The following is a 20,964-nucleotide window of genomic DNA, read 5'->3' as shown; positions in this document are numbered from 1 at the left end:
CGGGCGTTCCCTCCTAGGAAACTTCGCCACACGCGGAAATCCGACAGCAAGGACGGACATGAGCCAACCTCCCGAGTATCCAGGCACCCCGGCAGACCCGCAGGGCACCAATCCTCCCGGCTACCCGCCGCCCTCCTACGGCACACAGCCCCCGCCTCCCCCGGGCTACGGCCCGCCCCCGGGTTACGGCGCACCGCCGCCCCCGGGTTACGGTCCGCCGCCGGGTTACGGCGCGCCCCCGCCCGGCTACGGGCCACCGCCCGGCTACGGCGGGCCGCCCGCGTTCAGCGTCGGCGACGCGTTCGGCTGGGCCTGGAACGCGTTCACCAAAAACCCTGTGGCGCTGATCGTTTCGGCCCTCGTCTACGGGGTGCTGTTCGGCATCGCCTCGGCCCTGATCGGACTGAGCCAAAGCGTGGGCGACACCACGAGCAGCTCCGACGACGACTACTTCACCTTCACCGCGAACCTCAACGGCGGTGGGCTGGCACTGCTCATCCTCGGCTATCTCGTCGCCTACCTCGTCGGAGCGTTCGCCCAGTCCGCATTCCTGTCCGGCTGCCTGGATCTGGCCGACGGGCGCCCGGTCACCATCGGCTCCTTCTTCAAGCCACGCAACTTCGGCACGGTGTTCCTGGCCGCGCTGCTCGTCGGCATCCTCACCTCGATCGCCTCGGCGCTGTGCGTCCTGCCCGGGCTGATCCTGGGGATCTTTGCCCAATTCACCATCCCGTACGCCATCGATCGATCCGAACAGCCGATCAAGGCGCTCACGTCCAGCTTCTCCACCGTGACAGCGAACTTCGGCAACGCCCTGCTGGTCTGGCTGGTCGAGGTGGCCCTGTTCTTGGTGGGCGCGCTGGTGTGCGGAGTCGGCCTGCTGGTGGCGGCCCCGGTCGCCTCCCTGTTCGGGATCTACGCCTACCGCAAGTTCTCCGGCGGGCAAGTGGCCCCGGTGCCGCAGGCCGGATACCAGTCCGGACCCCCGCCGGGGCCCGCGCCGGCGTAGCGCCGCGCGCAGGTTTTCGGATTACGGCCCGTCAGACGCTGGCGCGGTGCGCTGCGCCCGGTCGGCGCGTGTGATGGGATCGGCGATGATGAGCATCGAAGCGGCGCTGGGGCACCGCGCCGGCCACACCTTTGATCGGCCTGCGCGGACATGACCTTCGGCACCGGCGCCCCGCCGGCGGCGGGCACCGCACGCTACGACGCCGACCGCCTGTTGGCCGGCTACCGCGCCGCGCGCGCCCAGCAAGCGCTGTTCGATCTGCGGCACGGCCCGGCCAGCGGCTACGACGAATTCGTCGACCGGGACGGCAACGTCCGCCCCGCCTGGGCCGAACTGGCCGACGCCATCGCCGAGCGCGGCCGCGCCGGGCTGGACCGGCTGCGCTCGGTGGTGCACGACCTAATCGACAACGACGGCATCACCTACACCGACGTCGCACCCGGCGGCCGCGGCCAAGAACCCAGGCCCTGGCAGCTCGACACCCTGCCCATCGTGCTGTCCGCGGCCGACTGGGAGGCGCTCGAGGCCGGCCTGCTGCAACGGTCGCGGGTGCTCGACGCGGTGCTGGCCGACCTCTACGGGCCGCGCAGCCTGCTCACAGACGGGGTCCTGCCCCCGGAGCTGCTCTTCGGCCATCCCGGATACGTGCGCGCGGCCAACGGAATCGAAATCCCCGGCCGCCACCAGCTTTTCATGCACGCCTGCGACGTCAGCCGTCGACCGGACGGCGCCTTCGTCGTCAACGGCGACCGCACCCAGGCCCCGTCGGGCGCCGGGTACGCGCTGGCCGACCGGCGCGTCGTCGCGCACTCGATTCCCGACCTCTACGAACGAATCGCGCCGCGGCCCACGACACCGTTCGCCCAGGCGCTGCGGCTGGCGCTGATCGACGCGGCACCCGATGACGCCCAGGACCCCGTGGTGGTGGTGCTCTCGCCGGGCATCTACTCCGAGACCGCATTCGACCAGGCCTATCTGGCCACCCTGCTGGGCTTCCCGATGGTGGAGAGCGCCGACCTGGTGGTGCGCGACGGCATGTTGTGGATGCGCTCGCTGGGCACCCTGAAACGCGTCGACGTCGTGCTTCGCCGCGTCGACGCCGACTTTACCGATCCGCTGGACCTGCGCGCCGACTCCCGGCTCGGGGTGGCCGGTTTGGTGGAGGCGCAGCACCGCGGGACGGTGACCGTGGTCAACACCCTGGGCAGCGGGATCCTGGAAAACCCTGGGCTGCTGCGCTTCCTGCCCGCGATGGCCGAGCACCTGCTGTCCGAAACCCTGCAGTTGCCCACCGCGCAGGTCTACTGGGGCGGCATCGCCGGCGAACGCTCACACCTGCTGGCCAACCTGTCGTCGCTGTTGGTGAAGTCCACGGTCGGCGCGGAAACCCTTGTCGGCCCGACGCTTTCGTCGCACCAGCTGACGGGGTTGGCCGCGCGCATCGAGAAGATGCCGTGGCAGTGGATCGGCCAGGAGCTGCCGCAGTTCTCGTCCGCGCCGACCGATCACGCCGGCGTGTTGTCGTCGGCGGGCGTCGGCATCCGGTTGTTCACCGTCGCCCAGCGCGGCGGCTATGCGCCCATGATCGGCGGCATCGGCTATGTGCTGGCCCCCGGATCCGGCGCATACACGCTGAAAAGCATTGCGGCGAAAGATGTCTGGGTGCGTCCCACCGAGCGGGCCCGGGCGGAGGCGATCAGCCTTCCCACGCCGGAGGCCCCGGCGAAGACGGCCGCGGGCACCTGGGCCGTCAGCTCGCCGCGCGTGTTGTCCGACCTGTTCTGGATCGGCCGCTACGGCGAGCGCGCCGAAAGCATGGCGCGGCTGCTCATCGTCGCCCGCGACCGGTTCCACGTCTACCGGCACCATCAGCACAGCGAGGAAAGCGAATGCGTGCCGGTGCTGATGACGGCGCTGGGCCGCATCACCGGCAACGACATCGCGGCCGACAGCGACGGCGACCACGCCGAGATGATCGCCATCGCGCCGTCCACGCTGTGGTCACTCACCGTCGATCCGTACCGGCCCGGCTCCCTGGTGCAATCGGTCGAGGGTTTGGCGCTCGCCGCGCGGGCGGTGCGCGACCAGATGTCCAACGACACATGGATGGTGCTGGCCGCGGTGGAGCGCGCGCTGGCGCTGGAAAGCGAACCGCCGGACTCACTTTCGGAGGCCGACGCCCTGCTCACCGGTGCGCAGACCCAGACGCTGGCCGGCATGCTGACGCTGTCGGGGGTGGCCAACGAGTCGATGGTGCGCGACGTGGGCTGGACGATGATGGACATCGGCAAGCGGATCGAACGCGGGCTGTGGCTGACGGCGTTGCTGCGGGCCACCCTGACCGTGGTCCGCGGGTCCGCGGCCGAACAAACCGTCATCGAGTCCACCCTGGTGGCGTGCGAGTCCTCGGTCATCTACCGGCGCCGCACGGTGGGCAAGGTCAGCGTGGCCGCCATGGCCGAACTGATGTTGTTCGACGCGCAGAACCCGCGGTCGTTGCTGTACCAGTTGGAGCGGCTGCGGCTCAATCTCAAGGACCTGCCGGGCTCGTCGGGCTCGTCGCGCCCGGAACGGCTGGTGGACGAGATCGGCACCCTGCTGCGGCGGTCCCATCCCGCCGCGCTCGAACGGGTCAGCGACGACGGCCGCCGCGCCGAGTTGGCGGAGCTGCTCGATGCCGCGCATGGCGAGCTGCGCAACCTGGCCGAGGTCATCACCACCACCCAGCTGACGCTGCCCGGTGGCATGCAGCCGCTGTGGGGCCCCGGGGTGCGACGGGTGATGCCGGCCTAGCCGCACGACGATGCAGCCCGCGAAGCGGGGTGAGGAGGAGTGGGGCAATGCGGCTAGCCGCACGACGATGCAGCCCGCGAAGCGGGGTGAGCAGGAATGCGGCAATGGCTAGCCGGCGATCGCGGCGGGTCCCCTGGCCTCCGAGGTGATCTCGTCGATCACGGTGTGAATGAACTTCATCTTCTCCAGCACGGCGGCCGGCAGCACGAACGGGTAGAGGTCGTCGTGGCCCATCGAACGGTTCACCATGTTCAGCGACCACGACAGCGGCAGCCACATGTCGATGATCGTCTGAAAAGCGCTGGGCCCCAACACGGGCCGGTCGAAGGTCGCCGTCGCCGGTGCGAATCCGCACCAGGCCGAGGTGTCCAGCGCGTCGCGGATGTGCAGGTAGTGCGCGAACGTCTCGGCCCAGTCCTCGGCGGGATGCATGGTCGCATACGACGACACGAAGTCGTCCTGCCAGCCCTGGGGCGGGCCGTCGCCGTAGTGGCGGTCCAGCGCCGCCTGGTAGTCGGCGTCGGGATCGCCGAACAGCTCGTTGAACTGTGCGAGGTATTCGGTTGACGGGGCGATCAACCGGTAGAAGTAGTAGTGCCCGATCTCGTGGCGGAAATGCCCGAGCAGGGTGCGGTAGGGCTCGTCCATCTCGACGCGCAGCTGCTCGCGGTGCACGTCGTCGCCTTCGGCCAAATCCAGTGTGATGACGCCGTTGTCGTGTCCGGTCATCACCTTCTCTTTGGCGCTGGACAGCAAATGGAACGCCAAGCCCTGCTGGGGATCCGCGTCGCGGCCGATGATCGGCAGCTTCAGCTCGTGTAACTCGACGATCAGCCGGCGCTTGGCCGCCTCGGCCCGGGCGAACTCGGCCAGCCCGGCGGCGTCGGCGTCGTTGGGCCGCACCGTGGTCAGCGAGCACGACTCGCACAGCCGGCCGTAGTCGTTCTTCGGCACCAGCCAATTGCATTCGGCCAGATGGAGATTGCCGCACAGCTGGTACTCGTCGGCGTCCACGGCGCCGGCGTGCTCGCCCTCGTTGCCCTTGGCGATCACCAGCAGCGCCATCTGGTTGAGCGAGAAACCCAGCGCGCTGCCGCACGACAGGCAGGCCGAGTTCTCGAATGCCAGGCGCTGACCGCAGTTGGGGCAGTGGAAATCACGCATAAAGCACATCGCCTTCGAAGGGAACCACGTCGACGGCGACGTCGATCACGCTGTGTTCCGAGTTGGTGTAGATGATTCCCCGCAGCGGCGGGACGTCGGCGTAGTCGCGTCCCCGGCCGACGACGATGTAGCGCTCGTCGACCATCTGGTCGTTGGTGGGATCAAGCCCCAGCCACTCGAATTGGCCGGCCTCCTGGGGAGTCCACACCGCTGCCCAGGCGTGGGTGGCGTCGATGCCGATCATCCGATCCTTTCCGGGTGGCGCGTCGGTGGCCAGGTATCCGGATACGTAACTGGCCGCCAGACCGTTGGCGCGCAGGCAGGCGATCGCCAGCCTGGCAAAGTCTTGACATACCCCTTCCCGGGCGGCCAGAACCTCATTGACTCCGGTGGAAATCGTCGTCGATCCCGACCGGTAGGTGAAGTCGGTGAAGATGCGCGACGCGAGATCCCGCAGCACGTCGATCAAGGGGCGCCCGGGTGCGAAGCTGGGCGCCGCGTAGTCGCGGATCTCGTCGGTGATCTCGGGCGGATTCAGGTCGAGCGTGAACTCGGTCGCCAGGGCCCCGCCGCGCCCGACCGGTCGCGCCGACTCCCACGGTTCGGTCGCCGGCCCGCCGCCGTACAGCTGCGGGGCGGGCGGGTAGACGTCGACGATCGAATCGCTGGTCACCTTCAGGGCGCGGTGCGGCTCGGTCACATGGAAATAGGAGCTGACGTTGCCGTAGCTGTCCTCGCTGGTGGAGCTGTCGGCGGGGGCCGGGTCGATGATCAGCCGGTGCGCGACGCAGCGCTGCCGCAGCGAATCGCGCGGGGTGAGGAATCCGCGACCGTAAGAGCTGGTCACGACGTCGGAGTAGCGGTACTCGGTGCGGTGGGTCACCCGATGGCGGCGGGCCGCCCCGCCCCCGTGGTCGCCTGGTTGTGCCGGCAAGCGCGTCCTCCTGTCCACGGCTGATCTCATCACATGCCGGCCGGTCGCGCGGGGTCCGCGGACCGCGCCGCCAACCGGCGTTTGCCGATCCGACGGCACTCGCGCCAAAACGGGAGCACAATCGTGTTGTGGCCACGTGGGGCGAGGTCGCCCGCATCGTTGGTGAGCTGGCGCTCACCTCCGAGCCGTCACCGCACGACTGGCGGGTCGGCAAGAAGTTGCTGGCCTGGGAGCGGCCGCTGCGGCCGTCGGAGCGCGAGGCGCTGGAACGCGACGGGACCCTGCCGCCGCGGGGCGACATCCTCGGAGTCCGGGTCTCCGACGAGGGGGTCAAGTTCGCGTTGATCGACGACGACCCGAGGGTCTACTTCACCACGCCGCATTTCGACGGCTACCCCGCGGTGCTGGTCAACCTGGCCGAGATCTCGGTGCGCGACCTCGAGGACCTGATCACCGAGGCCTGGCTGACCCAGGCGCCGCGCAAACTGGTCCAGGAGTTCCTGGCCGACTCGCGCTGATTCGCTCACACGGTTCGAAGGTCGATGACCCGTTGCAGGTCGTCGACGCAGGCGCTGACGACGTCGGGGAGGATCACCTGCGTCGTCTCGTGGGCGCCGGACTGCAATTGCGTGGCGTGGTGACGCGCCGAGGCCGTGTACGCGCAGGCGCCCGCCGGGTCGGGATCGGCGAGCGCGGCCGCCGCCGCCAGCACCACCAGCACCGTGGGCACGGACTGCGGAAGGCGTTCGCGCCCGGCGTCTTCGAGCGCGTCGTCCCCGGGTGCGACGGCGCGGGCCAGTTGCAGCACCGAGCCGGCCAACAGGGCCACGTGCACGGCCTGGTGATCGGCCGCCTCGATCGCGTCTCGCAGCCCCCACCGTCGCGGCGCGATGGTGACGACGTGGCGCGCGGTGGTGCGCGCCTCGAGCAGCCCGCTGAGCTGTTCGTGCACCCGGTCGACGGCCGTCAGCGGCCAGTCCGGCGGCGCCGTGCGTCCGGCGGCGACGTCCGCCGCCCGCGACAACACGTCGTGCAGCACGCCGAGCACCCCGACGCGCGCGTTGCGCAGCACCTTGCGGGGGTCGGCGGGGAACAGCAGGACGGCGAAGACGATGGCCACCGCACCGCCGATCAGCGCGTCGAAGATGCGTTCAAACCCGACGCCGCCGCGGTACAGGGCCAGCACCAGGATCGCCGACACCACCGTCTGGTTGGCGAACATCATCCCGTGCCCGATGAAGCCGCCCCCGATGAACACCGCGGCGCCCAGCGCCACCACGGCGGCGACCGCGATGGGCACGTCCCCCGGCCCGAGCAGGCCCTGCACCAGCGAGCCGACCCCGATGCCCAGGGTCACCCCGATCATCATCTGGATGGCGCGCTGCGCGCGGAGCACGTTGCTGGTCGACAACGACACCGCGGCCGCGATCGGTGCGAAGAAGGGCTGCGGGTGCTCGAGGACGTCGTGGGCCAGGTACCAGGACAGGCCCGCGGCCACCGCGGTCTGCACCAGGTTGAACCACACCGTGCGCAGCCGCTTGCTGCCGGCACGCGCGACCGCGGCAACCACCGAGGGCGCCGCCGGCCGCGAAGTGCCCACCGGCTACGTCCGGCTTAGCTCGAACAGCGGGATCACCCGGCTGGTCTTGGCCTGGTACTCGGCGAAGCCCGGCGCGGCGGCGGTGACTTTGTCGAAGAGCGCGGCGCGCTCGTCGGCCGGCAGCTCGCGGGCCGCCACGTCGAACGCGTCCCTGCCGATCTCGACGCGCGCCCGCGGGTTGGCCCGCAGGTTGTGCACCCACGCCGGGTCCTTGGGGGCGCCGGCGAAGGAGCCGATGATGACGAGCCTGCCGTCGATGTCGAAATAGGCCAGCGGCGATACCCGGGGCTGACCCGACTTGGCGCCGGTGGTGTGCAGCAGCAGCAGGTTGGCACCCTCGAACTGGCCGCCGACGTTGCCGTCGTTGGCCCGGAATTCGTCGATGATGCTCTTGTTGAAGGCGTTGACGGTCTCGGCGTCAGGGGTTTCGGTCATGCCCGGTCAACCCTGTCCTGCTCGGCGACTATTCCGCCCGCGCCGGACGGTTTCGGCTGTGACGGTTGCTCGGCGAACACCCGGTCACGGTAATTGGTGTCGACGCCGACTGAAAAGCTGCCAGACGAATCCGCGGCGTCGGCGCATCTCGGGCAGGATATGCAGCATGGCCGATCAACCCGAGGTGCGCAGCGACAAGATCACCGTGCCGCAACGCATGGACGCGAATCACGTTCGCGCGCTCGCCATGCAGAAGGCGCAACACAAGGTGAGGCGGGGCCACCGGGTGGCCGATCTGCAACTCGGTGACAGCACCCCGGCCGGCGGCGACGACGTGCAGTGGTCGTTCACCTATCGGGTGGTGTAGGCGCCGATATCGCGACGAGCGCGCGGGTCCGCGCTAACCCGGGCCGGGCTTGGCGTCGATTCCGGACTCCTTGCGCTGCTGGGCGGTGATCGGCGCGGGCGCCTCGGTGAGCGGGTCGACGCCGCCGCCGGTCTTCGGGAAGGCGATCACCTCGCGGATTGAGTCGACGCGGGACAGCAGCGCGTTGATCCGGTCCCAGCCGAACGCGATCCCGCCGTGCGGGGGCGCGCCAAAGGTGAACGCCTCCAACAGGAATCCGAATTTCTCCTGGGCCTCCGCGTGGTCCAGGCCCATCACCGCGAACACCCGCTCCTGGATGTCGCGGCGGTGGATACGGATCGACCCGCCGCCGATCTCGTTGCCGTTGCAGACGATGTCGTAGGCGTCGGCGAGCACGCTGCCGGTATCGGTCTCGATGGCGTCGAAGTGGCCGGGCTTGGGAGAGGTGAACGCGTGATGCACGGCGGTCCACGCCCCCGAGCCGACGGCCACGTCACCCGCGGCGGTCGCGTCGTCCGCGGGCTCGAACAGCGGCGGGTCCACCACCCAGACGAACGCCCAGGCGTCGGGGTCGATCATGTCCAGCCGGTGGGCGATCTCGCCGCGGGCCGCCCCGAGCAGGGCCCGCGACGGTTTCGGCGGGCCGGCCGAGAAGAAGACGCAGTCCCCTGGCTTCGCCCCGACGTGGGCGGCCAGCCCGTCACGTTCGGCGTCGGAGAGGTTCTTGGCGACCGGACCGCCCAGGGTGCCGTCGTCGGCGATCAACACGTAGGCCAGGCCGCGGTGGCCGCGCTGCTTGGCCCACTCCTGCCAGCCGTCCAGCGTGCGCCGCGGCTGTGACGCCCCGCCGGGCATCACCACCGCCCCGACGTACGGTGCCTGGAAGACACGAAATGTGGTGTCGGAGAAGTACTCTGTGCAGTCGACGAGCTCGAGACCGAAGCGCAGGTCGGGCTTGTCGGAGCCGTACCGCCGCATCGCGTCGGCGTAGCTGATCCGCGGGATGGGCCTGGGAATCTCATACCCGATCAGCGCCCACAACGCGGACAGGATCTCCTCGGAAATGGCGATGATGTCCTCGGTGTCGACGAAGCTCATCTCCATGTCCAGCTGGGTGAACTCCGGCTGGCGGTCGGCGCGGAAATCCTCGTCGCGGTAGCACCGGGCGATCTGGTAGTAGCGCTCCATGCCGGCCACCATCAGCAGCTGCTTGAACAGCTGCGGGCTCTGCGGCAGGGCGTAGAACGAGCCGGGGTGCAGGCGGGCCGGCACCAGGAAGTCGCGCGCGCCTTCCGGGGTCGAGCGGGTGATCGTCGGGGTCTCGATCTCGACGAAGTCATGCCGCGCGAGCACCGCGCGTGCGGCGGCATTCACCTTGGAGCGCAAGCGAATTGCTTCCGCCGGCCCGTCGCGGCGCAGGTCCAGGTAGCGATATTTGAGCCGCAGCTCCTCGCCGGCGGGTTCGTCAAGCTGGAACGGCAGCGGCGCGCTCTCCCCCAGCACGCTCAGCGACGTGGCGTTGACCTCGATGTCGCCGGTGGCGATCTCGGGATTGGCGTTGCCCTCCGGGCGGATCTCGACCACACCGGAGACCGCGACGCAGAACTCGGCGCGCAGCCGGTGCGCCTGGGCCAAGACCTCGGCCTCGCGGAACACCACCTGGGCGATCCCCGAGGCGTCGCGCAGGTCGATGAAGATGACGCCTCCGTGGTCGCGGCGGCGGGCCACCCAGCCCGTCAGCGTCACCTGCTGCCCGGCGTCGCTACTGTCCAGCGAACCCGCGGCATGACTGCGCAGCACAAAACACTCCTCTTCACCTGGCCAGAACGAGTGCCCAGTCTAAAGGAGGTAATTTCAGTGGCATCGCCACAGACGCTGCTACCCACATCGCCCTGGTCGGTCCCGGCGCCGTCGGCACGACGGCCGCCGCGCTGCTGCACCGGGCCGGCCATTCGGTCGTGGTGTGCGGGCGCACCCCGCGCGACACGATCGAACTGCGGCCCGACGGCGCCGACCCGATCGTCGTCCCGGGCCCGGTGCACACCGATCCGGCCGAGGTGACCGGGCCGGTGGACGTGGTGCTGCTGGCCGTCAAGGCCACCCAGAACGACGCGGCGGCCGGCTGGCTGGCCCGGCTGTGCGACGTCCACACCATCGTCGTGGTGCTGCAAAACGGCGTCGAGCAGGTCGAGCAGGTGCAGCCGCACTGCCCGCTGTCCCCCGTCATCCCCGGCATCGTGTGGTACTCGGCCCAAGCCCAGCCCGAGGGCTGGGTGCGGTTGCGCACCGAACCGGCCCTGGTGCTGCCGAGCGGGCCGTCGGCGCAGACCGTCGCCGAACTGCTGCGCGGCGCCGGGTGCCGGGTGGACTGCGATCCCGACATCATCACCGCGGCCTGGCACAAGCTGCTCACCAACGCGTTGGCCGGCTTCATGGCGCTGGCGCGCAGGCGGTCCGGGATGTTCCGCCGCGACGACGTCGCCGCGCTGGCGCGCCGCTATGTCGCCGAGTGCCTGACCGTCGCGCGGGCCGAGGGCGCCCGGCTGGCCGACGGCGTGGCCGACGAGTTGGTGGACATGTTCCGCAACGTCGCCGCGGACATGGGCACCTCGATCCTCACCGACGCCGAACAGCAGCGGCGCACGGAATGGGACATCCGCAACGGCGTGATCATCCGCAAAGGTCGGGCCCACGGCCTGGCCACGCCGATCAGCGACGTCATCGTGCCCTTACTGGCCGCGGCCAGCGACGGCCCCGGCTAAGTCGAATCGTCCGACTCCTCCGCACGCGGTTGCACCGCGAGCATCGTCGCCGGACTAAGTCGAATCGTCCGACTCCTCCGCACGCGGTTGCACCGCGAGCATCGTCGCCGGACTAGGTTGTTGTCATGTTCCCCTGCGAGCGCGTGGACACGAGCTTCACCGACAGCGCACCCTTTCGCTTCAGCAACAGCGTCGACCTGGCCATCACCCCCGAGCAGCTTTTCGAGGTGCTTTCCGACGCCGAGTCCTGGCCGCGGTGGGCGAAGGTCATCACGAAGGTGACCTGGACCAGTCCGGAGCCGCGCGGTGTCGGGACCACCCGCGTCGTCGAGATGCGCGGCGGCATCGTCGGCAACGAAGAATTCCTCGCCTGGGAACCGTTCACGCACATGGCATTTCGATTCAACGAATGCTCCACCCGGTCCGTGGCGGCCTTCGCCGAGGACTACCGGGTGGAGGTCATCCCGGGCGGCTGCCGGCTGACGTGGACCATGGCCCAGAAGCCGGCCGGCCCGGCGAAGCTGGCCATGGTCGTGGTGGGGCCGCTGCTGAACCTGGCGCTGCGCCGTTACCTGCGAAACCTGCGCAGCTACACCGACTCCCTTGCGACCCGGCAACGTTAGGAGAGCGTCATGACCTTCAACGAGGGCATGCAGATCGACACCAGCACCGCGTCCTCGTCCGGTGGGGGCGGGATGGGCATGGCCGTCGGGGGTGGCGGCCTGGGGCTGCTCATCCTCATCGGGGCGCTGTTTTTGGGCGTCGACCCCGGCCGGGTCATGAACTCCCCGCAGACCAACACCGGCGGCTACTCGGCGCCCGGTTTTGACCTGAGCCAGTGCAAGACCGGCGCCGACGCCAACAAGTACGTGCAGTGCCGCGTGGTCGCCACCGGCAACTCGGTGGACGCGGTGTGGCATCAGCTGCTGCCCGGTTACACCCGCCCCCACGTCCGGCTGTTCACCGGCCGGGTGAACACCGGCTGCGGGGCGGCCACCACCGCGGTCGGGCCGTTCTACTGCCCGGTCGACCAGACCGCGTACTTCGACACCGACTTCTTCCAGGAGCTCGTCGATCGATTCGGTTCCAGCGGTGGGCCATTCGCCCAGGAGTATGTGGTCGCCCACGAATACGGCCACCACGTGCAGCAGTTACAGGGCCTGCTCGGCCGCTCGCAGCAGGGCGCGCAGGGTGCCGGCGGCAACGGCGTGCGCACCGAGCTGCAGGCCGACTGCTACGCCGGGATCTGGGCGCATTACGCCTCCACGGTCAAGCAGGAGAGCACCGGTGTGCCCTACCTGGAGCCGTTGAGCGACAAGGACATTGCCGATGCGCTGTCGGCCGCGGCCTCGGTGGGCGACGACCGCATCCAGAAGGAAGCCACCGGGCGGGTCAATCCCGAGTCCTGGACGCACGGCTCGTCGGAGCAGCGCCAGAAGTGGTTCACCATCGGCTACCAGACCGGCGACCCGAAGAAGTGTGACACCTTCTCGGCGCCCGACTTGGGCTAGCGGCTGCGGTTAGGCGAGCAAGCCCCGCAGCTCGGCGCGGCCCCGCTCGTCGAGCGGCAGCAGCGGCGCGCGGGGGTCGCCGACCGGGAAGTCGAGCAGCTCCAGGCCGGCCTTCACGGTGGTGGCCAGCCCGCCGGCCACGATCAAGGTGAGCAGCGGCTTGAGATCGTCGTAGAGCTTCTGCGCGGTGTCGAGGTCGCCCGCGCGCACCGCCTCGTAGAGGTCGATGCAGGGTTGCGGCCGCAGATTCGGTGCGGCCGTGCACCATCCGGACGCCCCGGCCTTCAGCGCGTCGAGCACCAGCGGGTTGCTGCCGTTGTAGAAGGGCAGCCGGTTGCCGGACAGTTCGGCGATGCGCTGCATGCGGGTCAGGTCGCCGGTGGACTCCTTGACCATGGTGACGTTGTCGATGTCTTCGAACATCCGCACCAGCAACTCGGGCGGCATGTCGACACCGCTGGTGGCCGGGTTGTTGTAGGCCATGATCGGGATGGAGATCGCGTCGCTGATGCTGCGGTAGTGCCCGAAGATCTCCCGCTCGGCGAGCTTCCAGTAGGACACCGGCAGGATCATCACGGCATCCGCCCCGGCCTGTTGGGCGTAGGTGGCGCGCCGGATCGTCTTGGCGGTGGTCACATCCGACACGCCGACGATCACCGGAACCCGGCCTGCGACCGTGGCGATGGTGGTGTCGACGACGGCGTCGAATTCGGGTTCCTCGAGGTAGGCCAGTTCGCCGGTGCTGCCCAGCGGCGCGATCGCGTGAACATCCGCGGACACCAGCCGCTCGACCAGTGCGGCCAGCCGTTCGGTGTCAATCCCGTTGTCGCCGAAGGGCGTAACCGGGTAGGCGATGATGCCGTGGAATTTGGGCTCGGTCACAGGGCGGCTCCTTGATTCGTCAGCACGTCGGGGTGCCGGGCCAGGGCCCGGCGGGCGTAGTAGGCGAAGTTGGCGCGGCTGCGCTGCGGCGACAGCGTCCAGTCATGGGCCTCGCGGGCCAGGTCTTCGGGCAGCTCCTTGACGGTGCCCGCGGCCATCGCGGTCAGCTGCAGTTTGGCGGCGCGCTCGATGAGGATCCCCAGCGAGCAGGCCTCCTCGACGCTGGCCCCCGCGATGACGTGGCCGTGATGCGCCAGCAGGACGGCCTTCTTGTCCCCGAGGGCGGCGGTGATGATCTCGCCCTCCTCGTTGCCGACCGGCACCCCCGGCCATGTCGGCAGGAACGCACAGTCGCCGTAGAGCGGGGTGGTGTCCATGTGGGACACGATCAGCGGCACTTCGAGCATCGACAGGGCCGCCACGTGGAACGCGTGGGTGTGCACGATGCATTCGACGTCGGGCCGGGCGCGATAGATCCAGCTGTGAAAACGGTTGGCCGGGTTGGCGATTCCGTCGCCATCGAGGACGTTGAGGTCCTCGTCGACCAGCAGCAGGTTGGCGTCGGTGATCTCGTCGAACCCCAGGCCGAGCCGCTGGGTGTAGTAGGTGCCCTCCTCCTCGGCGCGGGCGGTGATCTGTCCGGCCAGCCCGGAGTCGTGCCCGGCGTCAAAGAGCGCGCGGCAGGTCAAGGCCAGCTTCTGGCGCGTGGTCAGCTGCGAATCGGCGGCTTCTTTGGTTTGAGAGGCCGTCAACTGCTCGGCGGCCCGGCGCATCAACTCGGATTTGGATTCGGTGAACGTGCCGCCCATGTGACACAATGTAGCAGCTAGGAAACCTTGTGTCATAGGAGCCCCGTGACTGCATTGCTGCGCCCCGTCCGCAGGCAACGCGGCCTCACCCTCGAGCAACTCGCCCGGCAGACGGGCCTGACCAAGAGCTACCTGTCCAAGATCGAACGGGGCCAAAGCACTCCGTCGATCGCGGTGGCCCTGAAGGTCGCGCGGGCGCTCGACGTCGACGTCGGTCGGCTGTTCTCCGCCGGGGTCGCACAGGAAAAGATCACCGTCGACCGGGCCGACACGGGCGACGGCGCCCGCTATCGGGTGCTGGCGCCGTCGCTGCTGGGAAAGTCGATGTCGCCGTTCGTGGTTCACCCCACCGAGCACCTGGCCGACGATCCCCATCCCGAGCATGCCGGTCAGGAATTCATGTTCGTGCACGCCGGAACGGTCGAACTCGACTACGGGGACCAGACGTTCACCCTGGGACCGGGCGACAGCGCCTACTTCGACGCGTCGGTCAGCCACAAGATCCGTGCGGTCGGCGCCGAACGCGCGCAGGTCGTCGTCGTTGCGCACGCCGAGCCCGGTAGCGCACGCAGCACCTGCGACATCTTTGTGTCCTAGACTGCTAACCCCACCGCTCCTCCCGCACAACGCGAAAGGCGTTGCCCCCATGTCGGATAGGCCTACCGACGACCCGAACGCGTCCGCCTGGGCACCGATGCGCAATCGCGTGTTCCGCGCGTTGTTCATCGCGCAGTTCGTCTCCAACGTCGGGACGTGGATGCAAAGCGTCGCCGCGCAATGGTTCCTGATCGAGGACCACAGCAGTCCCGTCATCGTGGCCCTGGTTCAAACCGCGAGTCTGGGCCCGACGCTGCTGCTGGGATTCTTCGCCGGGGCGCTTGCAGACCTCTTCGACCGGCGGCGACTGCTGATCTTCCTGCAGTCGTATGCGGTCCTGGTGACGCTGGCCCTGGCCATGCTGACGTTCCTCGGCACACTTACCGCCACGTCGCTCTTGTTGTTCACGTTGGCGGTCGGCTTCGCCTCCGCCCTGACGGCACCGGCCTGGCAGGCCATTCAGCCCGAGGTCGTCACGCGCGAGCAGATCCCGGCCGCGGCGACGCTGGCCAGCGTCTCGGTCAACATCGCCCGCGTGGTGGGGCCCGCGATCGGCGGCGTGGTGCTGGCGGCGACCGGTCCCGGAGCCGTCTTCACCATTAACGCGATATCCTTCGCCGCGATCATCGTCGCGCTGGCGGCGTGGCGCCGCCCCAGGCAAGACCCACCCGTCGAGCGGGAGCACTTCAGCCAGGCCATCGTCACCGGCTTCCGGTACGTGGCCAACGGCCCCATCTTCCGCAGAATTCTCTTGCGCACAGCGCTTTTCGTCTTCCCCGCCTCGGCGCTGCTGGCGCTATTGCCGGTGGCCGCGGCCGACCGGTGGCACCTGGGCGCCGGTGGATACGGTGTGGCCTTGGGCGCCATAGGTTTTGGCGCGGTGCTCGCCGTGGCGGTTCCCGCACCTCTGCGCCAGAAGGTGCCCCCCAACGCCCTGTTGGCCATCTCGGCCGCCGCCTACGCGCTTGCACCGCTCGCCGTGGTGTGGCTGCCGTTCGCCGCGGCGGCGCCGCTTCTGGTGCTGTCCGGGACGACCTGGCTGATCACTTTGACGACGCTGAACGCCGCGGCACAACTCCATCTGCCGCAGTGGGTGCGGGCACGCGGATTGTCGGTGTATCTCCTGGTTTTCACCGGATCTCAGGCCTTCGGCTCGTACCTGTGGGGCGCCATCGCCACCCGGTTTGGGCTCGATCTCGCGCTCGTTGTGTCGGCCGCGATCCTGGGCGCCACCGCCCTCAGCGTCGCCGTCCTGCCGTTGCGGCCGTCCACCGGGAAGCTGAGCCGCGACATCTCCCGGGCATGGCCGTCGCCCGTGGTCGTCTTCGAACCGTGCCCCAACGACGGCCCGGTCCTGGTGGCGATCCGCTATCGGGTGGCCGCGGACAAACTTCAGGAATTCGTCACGGCGATGAGCGCCGTGCGGCGATCGCGGCTGCGCACCGGTGGACACAGCTGGCGGCTGTATCACAGCATCGAAGACCCCGACGCGGTCCTCGAGCGGTTCACCGTGCCGTCCTGGAGCGAGTTTCAGCACCAGCACACCGAGCGCTGGCTGGAGTCCGACCACGACGGCCTGGCGACGGCGGTGAGCTACACCGTCGACAGCACCCGTCAGCACGAGTACTACCTGGCGCTGCGGGTGCACCGATGAGACCGGGTGTCCGCCTTCGGCCGGCTGACTAGCTGGGGCGGCAGGTGACGGTGGTGGTGGCGTCGGCGTGCGCGACCACCTGACCGTCCACGGCGATCTCGCAGTGGAACTGGGCGGGGCCGTTGCCGGAATCCGGCCAGTGCAGCATGCCGCTGGCGGTGATGCTCGCGTACTGGTTCGGGTTCGCCAGGGTGGCGGTGTAGGTGACCGGCGATCCGGCGCTCAGCGGCGCCTGCACGCTGGTCGAGAACTTGGACGGGTCCGCGGTGAAAGCGGCCTGGCTGGGCGGGTCGGCGTTCACGTAGGAGACGTTGGCGGTCAGGTTGTTGGGGCTGGTCACGGTGTAGGTGACCTGATGACCGGCCGGATCCGCGTAGCCGGTCGCGGGCGTGAGCACCGCACCCGCCGCCGCTGCCAGGATTGTCGCTGAGATCGCGCTCGCTGTCCTTTGCACGTTCGTCATATCGAAAACGCTACCGGATTCGTTAGCGGCGGTTCGATGTTTAGGCCGCAGCTGTGCCGCGGTTGCCCGGCTCCGGTATGAAGCAAGCATGCGCGAAGACCCGGTGACCCGCCGCCGGTTGCTGACGACCGGGGCGGCCTCGGCCGCTCTCGGCGTGGGCCTGGGTGGTGGTGCCACGCTGCTGTGGTCGCACCCACGAGGCCCGATGGCCTGGCTGCAGCCCGATCGCCATGGCGCACCACCGGTCGGGGGGCTGCACCTGCAATTCGGCAAGGACGCCGGCACCGAAGTGGTGGTGTCCTGGCACACCACCGACGCGGTGCGCAATCCGCGCGTGCTGCTCGGAACACCGACATCCGGCTACGGCCGCACCGTGGCCGCCGAAACCCGCACCTACCGGGACGCAAAGTCGGGCACCGAAGTTCGCGTCAACCACGCCCGGCTGACCGGCCTCACCCCGGACACCGACTACGTATACGCCGCGCTGCACGACGGCGCGGAACCCGAGCAGGGCGCCGTCCGCACGGCGCCGGTGGGCCGAAAACCGTTGCTGTTCACCAGCTTCGGCGACCAGTCCACTCCTGCGCTGGCCAAGATGCCCGACGGCAGCTATGCCACGGACAACATCGGTTCGCCGGCCGCCGCCGACACCACCATGGCGATCGAACGGATGGGCCCGCTGTTCAACCTGATCAACGGCGACCTGTGCTACGCCAACCTGGCCCGAGACCGGGTACGCACCTGGTCGAACTGGTTCGAGAACAACACCCGCTCGGCGCGCTACCGGCCCTGGATGCCGGCGGCGGGCAACCACGAGAACGAATTGGGTAACGGGCCAATCGGTTACGGCGCCTACCAGGCCTACTTCGCGGTGCCCGATTCCGGGTCGAGCCCGGAAACCCGCGGCATGTGGTACTCGTTCACCGCCGGTTCGGTGCGGGTGATCAGCCTGAGCAATGACGACGTCGCCTTCCAGGACGGCGGCAACTTCTACGTGCACGGCTACTCCGGTGGCGAGCAAAAGCGCTGGCTGGCAAGCGAACTCGCGGCGGCACGGCGCGATCCCGACATCGACTGGATCGTGGTGTGCATGCACCAGACCGCGATCTCCACCGCCGACAAGACCAACGGCGCCGACCTGGGCATCCGCGCGGAGTGGCTGCCGCTGTTCGACCAGTACCAGGTCGATCTGGTGGTGTGCGGCCACGAACACCACTACGAACGCTCCCATCCGCTGCGCGGCGCGCTGGGCACCGACACCCGCACGCCGATACCCGTCGACACCCGAAACGATCTGATCGACGCCACCCGGGGAACCGTCCATCTGGTCATCGGCGGCGGCGGCACGTCGGCCCCGAGCAACGCCATGTTCTTCCCCGAGCCACGGTGCCGAGTGGTGACCGCCGTGGGCGCGTTCGATCCCGCGCTGCGCCGCAAAGCGCCCATCTACGTTCTCGAGGACGCGCCGTGGTCAGCGTTTCGCGATCGCGACAACCCCTACGGTTTCGCGGCTTTCGAGGTCGACCCGGGCCAACCCGGCGGCAACACCTCGATCAAGGCGACGCACTACGCGCTGCGGGGCCCGTTCGGCGAAGTCGCCGTGATCGACCAATTCACGCTCACCAAGCCGCGCGGCGACAGGGGCCAGTGAACACTGCAGAATGGGCTGAACCGCCCCATCCGGTCATCGGGGGGTAAGCCCGACGCTCAAAACAACGTCGGCTGAATCGCTTCCGGTGCCGGCGCGGCCGGGGCGGCCCGGGCGAACGGGCGGTGGTCGCCGGACAGCCCATGCCTGGCGATCAACGGGGCGACCCGCCGGCGCAGCGCTTCGCGATAGTCCTGGGGCAGGTAGGCGCCGCGCCGGTACAGCTCGCGATAGCGACCCACCAACTCGGGATGCGAGCGCGCCAGCCACGCCATGAACCATCCCCGTGTCGAGCTGCGCAGGTGCAAACCGAAGACGGTGACGCTGCTGGCACCGGCCGCCGCGATCTGGCCGAGCAACCCGTCGAGGTGCTCGACGGAATCGGTGAGATGCGGCAGCACCGGCGCGACCATCACATGACACTCCAGCCCGGCGGCCCGGATGGCGCCGATCAGGGCCAGCCGGGCCTGCGGCGTGGGCGTGCCGGGCTCGACGTCCTTGTGCAGCTCTGGATCGCCGACGGCCAGCGACACCGCCACCGAGACCGGAACCTGCCCCGCCGCCTGCGCGATCAGTGGCAGGTCGCGCCGCAGCAGCGTGCCCTTGGTCAGAATCGACAGGGGCGTACCGGATTCGGCCAGGGCCCCGATGATGCCCGGCATCAGCGCATAGCGCCCCTCCGCGCGCTGGTAGGGGTCGGTGTTGGTGCCCAGGGCGACCGTCTCGCGCTGCCAGGACGGCCGGCGCAGCTCGCGACGCAGCACCTCGACCACGTTGGTCTTGACGACGACCTGGGTGTCAAAGTCGTTGCCGCAGTCCAACTCCAGGTATTCGTGCGTGGGGCGGGCGAAACAGTACCGGCAGGCGTGCGAACAGCCGCGGTAGCCGTTGACGGTGTAGCGGAACGGCAGCGCCGCCGCGTTCGGCACCTTGTTGAGCGCGGACTTGCACACCACCTCATGGAAGGTGATCCCGTCGAACTGCGGCGAGCGCACGCTGCGCAGGAAGCCGATGCGTTGCAGCCCCGGCAGCGCCCCGTCCTCGACCGGTGTCCCGTTGACCGCGACGGCCTGATGTGCCCACCGCATACCCTCTATTCGAACATCAGTTCGAGCACGAAGTCAAGCGCCGCCCCCACGTGGTGACGTCGCGCCGGGCGTAATCGGCGGCAGCACCGAATACGGGAAACACCCGGTGGCGACGGTGTGCGTGCCGTTCCCGACGCCGCCGCGTTGCGTAATCCGAACCCCGATCTGCGCGCACCGAATAACCGTCGAAAGACGCCCCGGCACACTTTTTGCCGATGTATGCTCGGCTCTTCCATGCCGAGGAGACATTTGCTCGATCCATTGATTTGCGGGTCAATCCGGCGCGATAAATCCCACTCGAAGGGCCCCGAAATGCGACGGCAGCTGGTGGTGTTGGAAGCCTGGGCCCCGGCCACCCGCGGGCACCGACGTCGCGCCCGAGCAGGGCTAGCCCACACCACCGGCCTCGACCGGCCGCGAGGAACATGACCGAACGCATCGAGACTTCCCGGACCATTGCCGCACCCGCGTCGGCCATCTTCGCCGTCCTGTGCGACCCGCAGGGCCATGTGGCGATCGACTCGTCGGGGATGCTGCAAGACGCCGAGGGCGATCCCGTGCGCGCGGCCGGTGACCAGTTCGTCGTTCACATGGACCGCGAATCGCTGAACGATTTCCCGGAACTGGGCAAATACGATGTCACCGTCGACATCAAGGAATTCGAGCAGGATCGGCTGATCTCCTGGACGGTTCTCGGGCAGATCCAGCCGCCGATCGGTCACGTCTACGGCTACGCGCTCACCCCCACCGAGGACGGCGCGGCCACGATCGTCACCTCGTTCTACGACTGGTCGACCATCGACCCGAAGTGGCGGCAAGCCGGGATTTTCCCGATCCTGTCCGAGGGCGCGTTGCGCGCGACGCTGGGAATTCTCGACCGCACGGTGCGGCGCGGTTATCCGCGCGGATAAGCCGAAAGCGCGCACGGCGGGTGAATCGAGTTTCGGTTTTGCGCGACATTGCGCGGGTATTACCCCAGGGCCCCTTACGAAAGGACCTGTCATGTTGCATCAGGTGATTCTGGCAAGTTCGGATCCGGTCGCGGCCGGCTTTATCCTCCGTGGCATCAAGGGAATTTTCGTCGCCATCGGCAGCATTATCGCCGCAATAATCTGCGGGGTCATCGCCATGATGAAGGGCCGCAATCCGCTGGGCTGGGGAATTCTTGGGCTGTTCTTCTCGATCCTGACGCTGATCGTCGTCATCATCATTCCCAGCAAGAAATAAGCGCCGCGCTGACGCATGTGT

Annotated in this window: 21 protein-coding genes; 12 read left to right on the top strand and 9 right to left on the bottom strand. The window is 68.9% G+C overall.

What is annotated here, in order from left to right:
• Positions 1–58 precede the first annotated feature (58 nt).
• The gene (locus tag DQP57_RS18975) at positions 59–1,009 is read left to right on the top strand and encodes a hypothetical protein (RefSeq protein WP_165821845.1); all 951 of its coding nucleotides are present in this window, start codon (positions 59–61) and stop codon (positions 1,007–1,009) included.
• A gap of 150 nt (positions 1,010–1,159) precedes the next feature.
• Positions 1,160–3,802: a circularly permuted type 2 ATP-grasp protein gene (locus tag DQP57_RS18970; RefSeq protein ID WP_112634273.1), complete on the top strand. Its 2,643-nt coding sequence runs from the start codon at positions 1,160–1,162 to the stop codon at positions 3,800–3,802.
• A 108-nt stretch (positions 3,803–3,910) separates the two neighbouring features.
• On the opposite strand, the gene DQP57_RS18965 is transcribed toward DQP57_RS18970, so the two are convergent.
• Both DQP57_RS18965 and DQP57_RS18960 read right to left on the bottom strand, forming a co-directional pair.
• Entirely contained in the window at positions 3,911–4,966 is a 1,056-nt protein-coding gene (locus DQP57_RS18965; RefSeq protein WP_112634272.1) for a zinc-binding metallopeptidase family protein, read from the bottom strand.
• Positions 4,959–5,930 carry a transglutaminase family protein gene (locus DQP57_RS18960; protein WP_240631810.1) on the bottom strand — a complete coding sequence of 324 codons (972 nt, stop codon included), beginning with the start codon at positions 5,928–5,930 and terminating at the stop codon, positions 4,959–4,961. The genes DQP57_RS18965 and DQP57_RS18960 overlap by 8 nt, the downstream gene beginning before the upstream one ends.
• 98 nt (positions 5,931–6,028) lie before the next feature.
• Here DQP57_RS18960 and DQP57_RS18955 point away from each other — a divergent pair, with 98 nt between their 5' ends.
• Positions 6,029–6,418: an MmcQ/YjbR family DNA-binding protein gene (locus DQP57_RS18955; RefSeq protein WP_112634270.1), complete on the top strand. Its 390-nt coding sequence runs from the start codon at positions 6,029–6,031 to the stop codon at positions 6,416–6,418.
• A 5-nt stretch (positions 6,419–6,423) separates the two neighbouring features.
• On the opposite strand, the gene DQP57_RS18950 is transcribed toward DQP57_RS18955, so the two are convergent.
• Together DQP57_RS18950 and DQP57_RS18945 are read right to left on the bottom strand one after the other, a co-directional pair.
• The gene (locus tag DQP57_RS18950; protein WP_112634269.1) at positions 6,424–7,500 is read right to left on the bottom strand and encodes an FUSC family protein; all 1,077 of its coding nucleotides are present in this window, start codon (positions 7,498–7,500) and stop codon (positions 6,424–6,426) included.
• Positions 7,501–7,503: 3 nt separating this feature from the next.
• Positions 7,504–7,935 (bottom strand): nitroreductase family deazaflavin-dependent oxidoreductase, encoded by a 432-nt coding sequence (locus DQP57_RS18945; protein ID WP_112634268.1) that lies wholly within the window; start codon positions 7,933–7,935, stop codon positions 7,504–7,506.
• A gap of 166 nt (positions 7,936–8,101) precedes the next feature.
• Between DQP57_RS18945 and DQP57_RS18940 the strand changes: the two genes are divergently transcribed.
• On the top strand, positions 8,102–8,302 hold the full coding sequence (locus DQP57_RS18940; RefSeq protein WP_112634267.1) for a hypothetical protein: 201 nt from the start codon (positions 8,102–8,104) through the stop codon (positions 8,300–8,302).
• Between the two features lie 33 nt (positions 8,303–8,335).
• On the opposite strand, the gene aspS is transcribed toward DQP57_RS18940, so the two are convergent.
• On the bottom strand, positions 8,336–10,102 hold the full coding sequence (gene aspS, locus DQP57_RS18935; RefSeq protein ID WP_112634266.1) for an aspartate--tRNA ligase: 1,767 nt from the start codon (positions 10,100–10,102) through the stop codon (positions 8,336–8,338).
• Between the two features lie 62 nt (positions 10,103–10,164).
• Here aspS and DQP57_RS18930 point away from each other — a divergent pair, with 62 nt between their 5' ends.
• The 3 genes from DQP57_RS18930 (at position 10,165) to ypfJ (ending at position 12,575) form a co-directional block, all read left to right on the top strand.
• Positions 10,165–11,064: an oxidoreductase gene (locus DQP57_RS18930; protein WP_205869161.1), complete on the top strand. Its 900-nt coding sequence runs from the start codon at positions 10,165–10,167 to the stop codon at positions 11,062–11,064.
• A gap of 125 nt (positions 11,065–11,189) precedes the next feature.
• Entirely contained in the window at positions 11,190–11,687 is a 498-nt protein-coding gene (locus DQP57_RS18925) for an SRPBCC family protein (protein WP_112634264.1), read from the top strand.
• A gap of 9 nt (positions 11,688–11,696) precedes the next feature.
• Complete coding sequence (ypfJ, locus tag DQP57_RS18920) at positions 11,697–12,575, top strand: KPN_02809 family neutral zinc metallopeptidase (RefSeq protein ID WP_112634263.1); 879 nt, start codon at positions 11,697–11,699, stop codon at positions 12,573–12,575.
• A gap of 9 nt (positions 12,576–12,584) precedes the next feature.
• Here ypfJ and DQP57_RS18915 read toward each other — a convergent pair whose 3' ends face one another.
• Together DQP57_RS18915 and DQP57_RS18910 are read right to left on the bottom strand one after the other, a co-directional pair.
• Positions 12,585–13,457 (bottom strand): dihydrodipicolinate synthase family protein, encoded by an 873-nt coding sequence (locus DQP57_RS18915; protein ID WP_112634262.1) that lies wholly within the window; start codon positions 13,455–13,457, stop codon positions 12,585–12,587.
• Positions 13,454–14,266, bottom strand: coding sequence for an aldolase (locus DQP57_RS18910; protein WP_112634261.1), 813 nt, complete (start codon positions 14,264–14,266; stop codon positions 13,454–13,456). Before DQP57_RS18910 ends, DQP57_RS18915 begins: the two co-directional genes overlap by 4 nt.
• Positions 14,267–14,311: 45 nt before the next feature.
• Between DQP57_RS18910 and DQP57_RS18905 the strand changes: the two genes are divergently transcribed.
• Positions 14,312–14,863 (top strand): helix-turn-helix domain-containing protein, encoded by a 552-nt coding sequence (locus tag DQP57_RS18905; RefSeq protein WP_112634260.1) that lies wholly within the window; start codon positions 14,312–14,314, stop codon positions 14,861–14,863.
• 49 nt (positions 14,864–14,912) lie between these two features.
• The gene (locus tag DQP57_RS18900) at positions 14,913–16,517 is read left to right on the top strand and encodes an MFS transporter (protein WP_112634259.1); all 1,605 of its coding nucleotides are present in this window, start codon (positions 14,913–14,915) and stop codon (positions 16,515–16,517) included.
• 28 nt (positions 16,518–16,545) lie between these two features.
• Here DQP57_RS18900 and DQP57_RS18895 read toward each other — a convergent pair whose 3' ends face one another.
• A complete protein-coding gene (locus DQP57_RS18895) occupies positions 16,546–16,980 on the bottom strand; it encodes a hypothetical protein (RefSeq protein WP_112634258.1) in 435 nt (144 codons plus the stop codon).
• Positions 16,981–17,068: 88 nt separating this feature from the next.
• Between DQP57_RS18895 and DQP57_RS18890 the strand changes: the two genes are divergently transcribed.
• Entirely contained in the window at positions 17,069–18,631 is a 1,563-nt protein-coding gene (locus DQP57_RS18890; RefSeq protein WP_112634257.1) for a purple acid phosphatase family protein, read from the top strand.
• Positions 18,632–18,687: 56 nt separating this feature from the next.
• On the opposite strand, the gene DQP57_RS18885 is transcribed toward DQP57_RS18890, so the two are convergent.
• Positions 18,688–19,716 (bottom strand): Rv2578c family radical SAM protein, encoded by a 1,029-nt coding sequence (locus tag DQP57_RS18885; RefSeq protein WP_112634256.1) that lies wholly within the window; start codon positions 19,714–19,716, stop codon positions 18,688–18,690.
• Positions 19,717–20,141: 425 nt separating this feature from the next.
• On the opposite strand from DQP57_RS18885, the gene DQP57_RS18880 reads away from it, so the two are divergent.
• Positions 20,142–20,627, top strand: a complete 486-nt coding sequence (locus DQP57_RS18880) for an SRPBCC family protein (RefSeq protein WP_112634255.1) — start codon at positions 20,142–20,144, stop codon at positions 20,625–20,627.
• Positions 20,628–20,718: 91 nt separating this feature from the next.
• Entirely contained in the window at positions 20,719–20,943 is a 225-nt protein-coding gene (locus tag DQP57_RS18875) for a deoxyribodipyrimidine photolyase (protein ID WP_066861033.1), read from the top strand.
• The last annotated feature ends 21 nt before the right edge of the window (positions 20,944–20,964 follow it).

The organism is Mycobacterium colombiense, assembly GCF_003284935.1.
Classification (GTDB): domain Bacteria; phylum Actinomycetota; class Actinomycetes; order Mycobacteriales; family Mycobacteriaceae; genus Mycobacterium; species Mycobacterium arosiense_A.
This window is presented reverse-complemented; position numbering and strand designations above follow the sequence as displayed.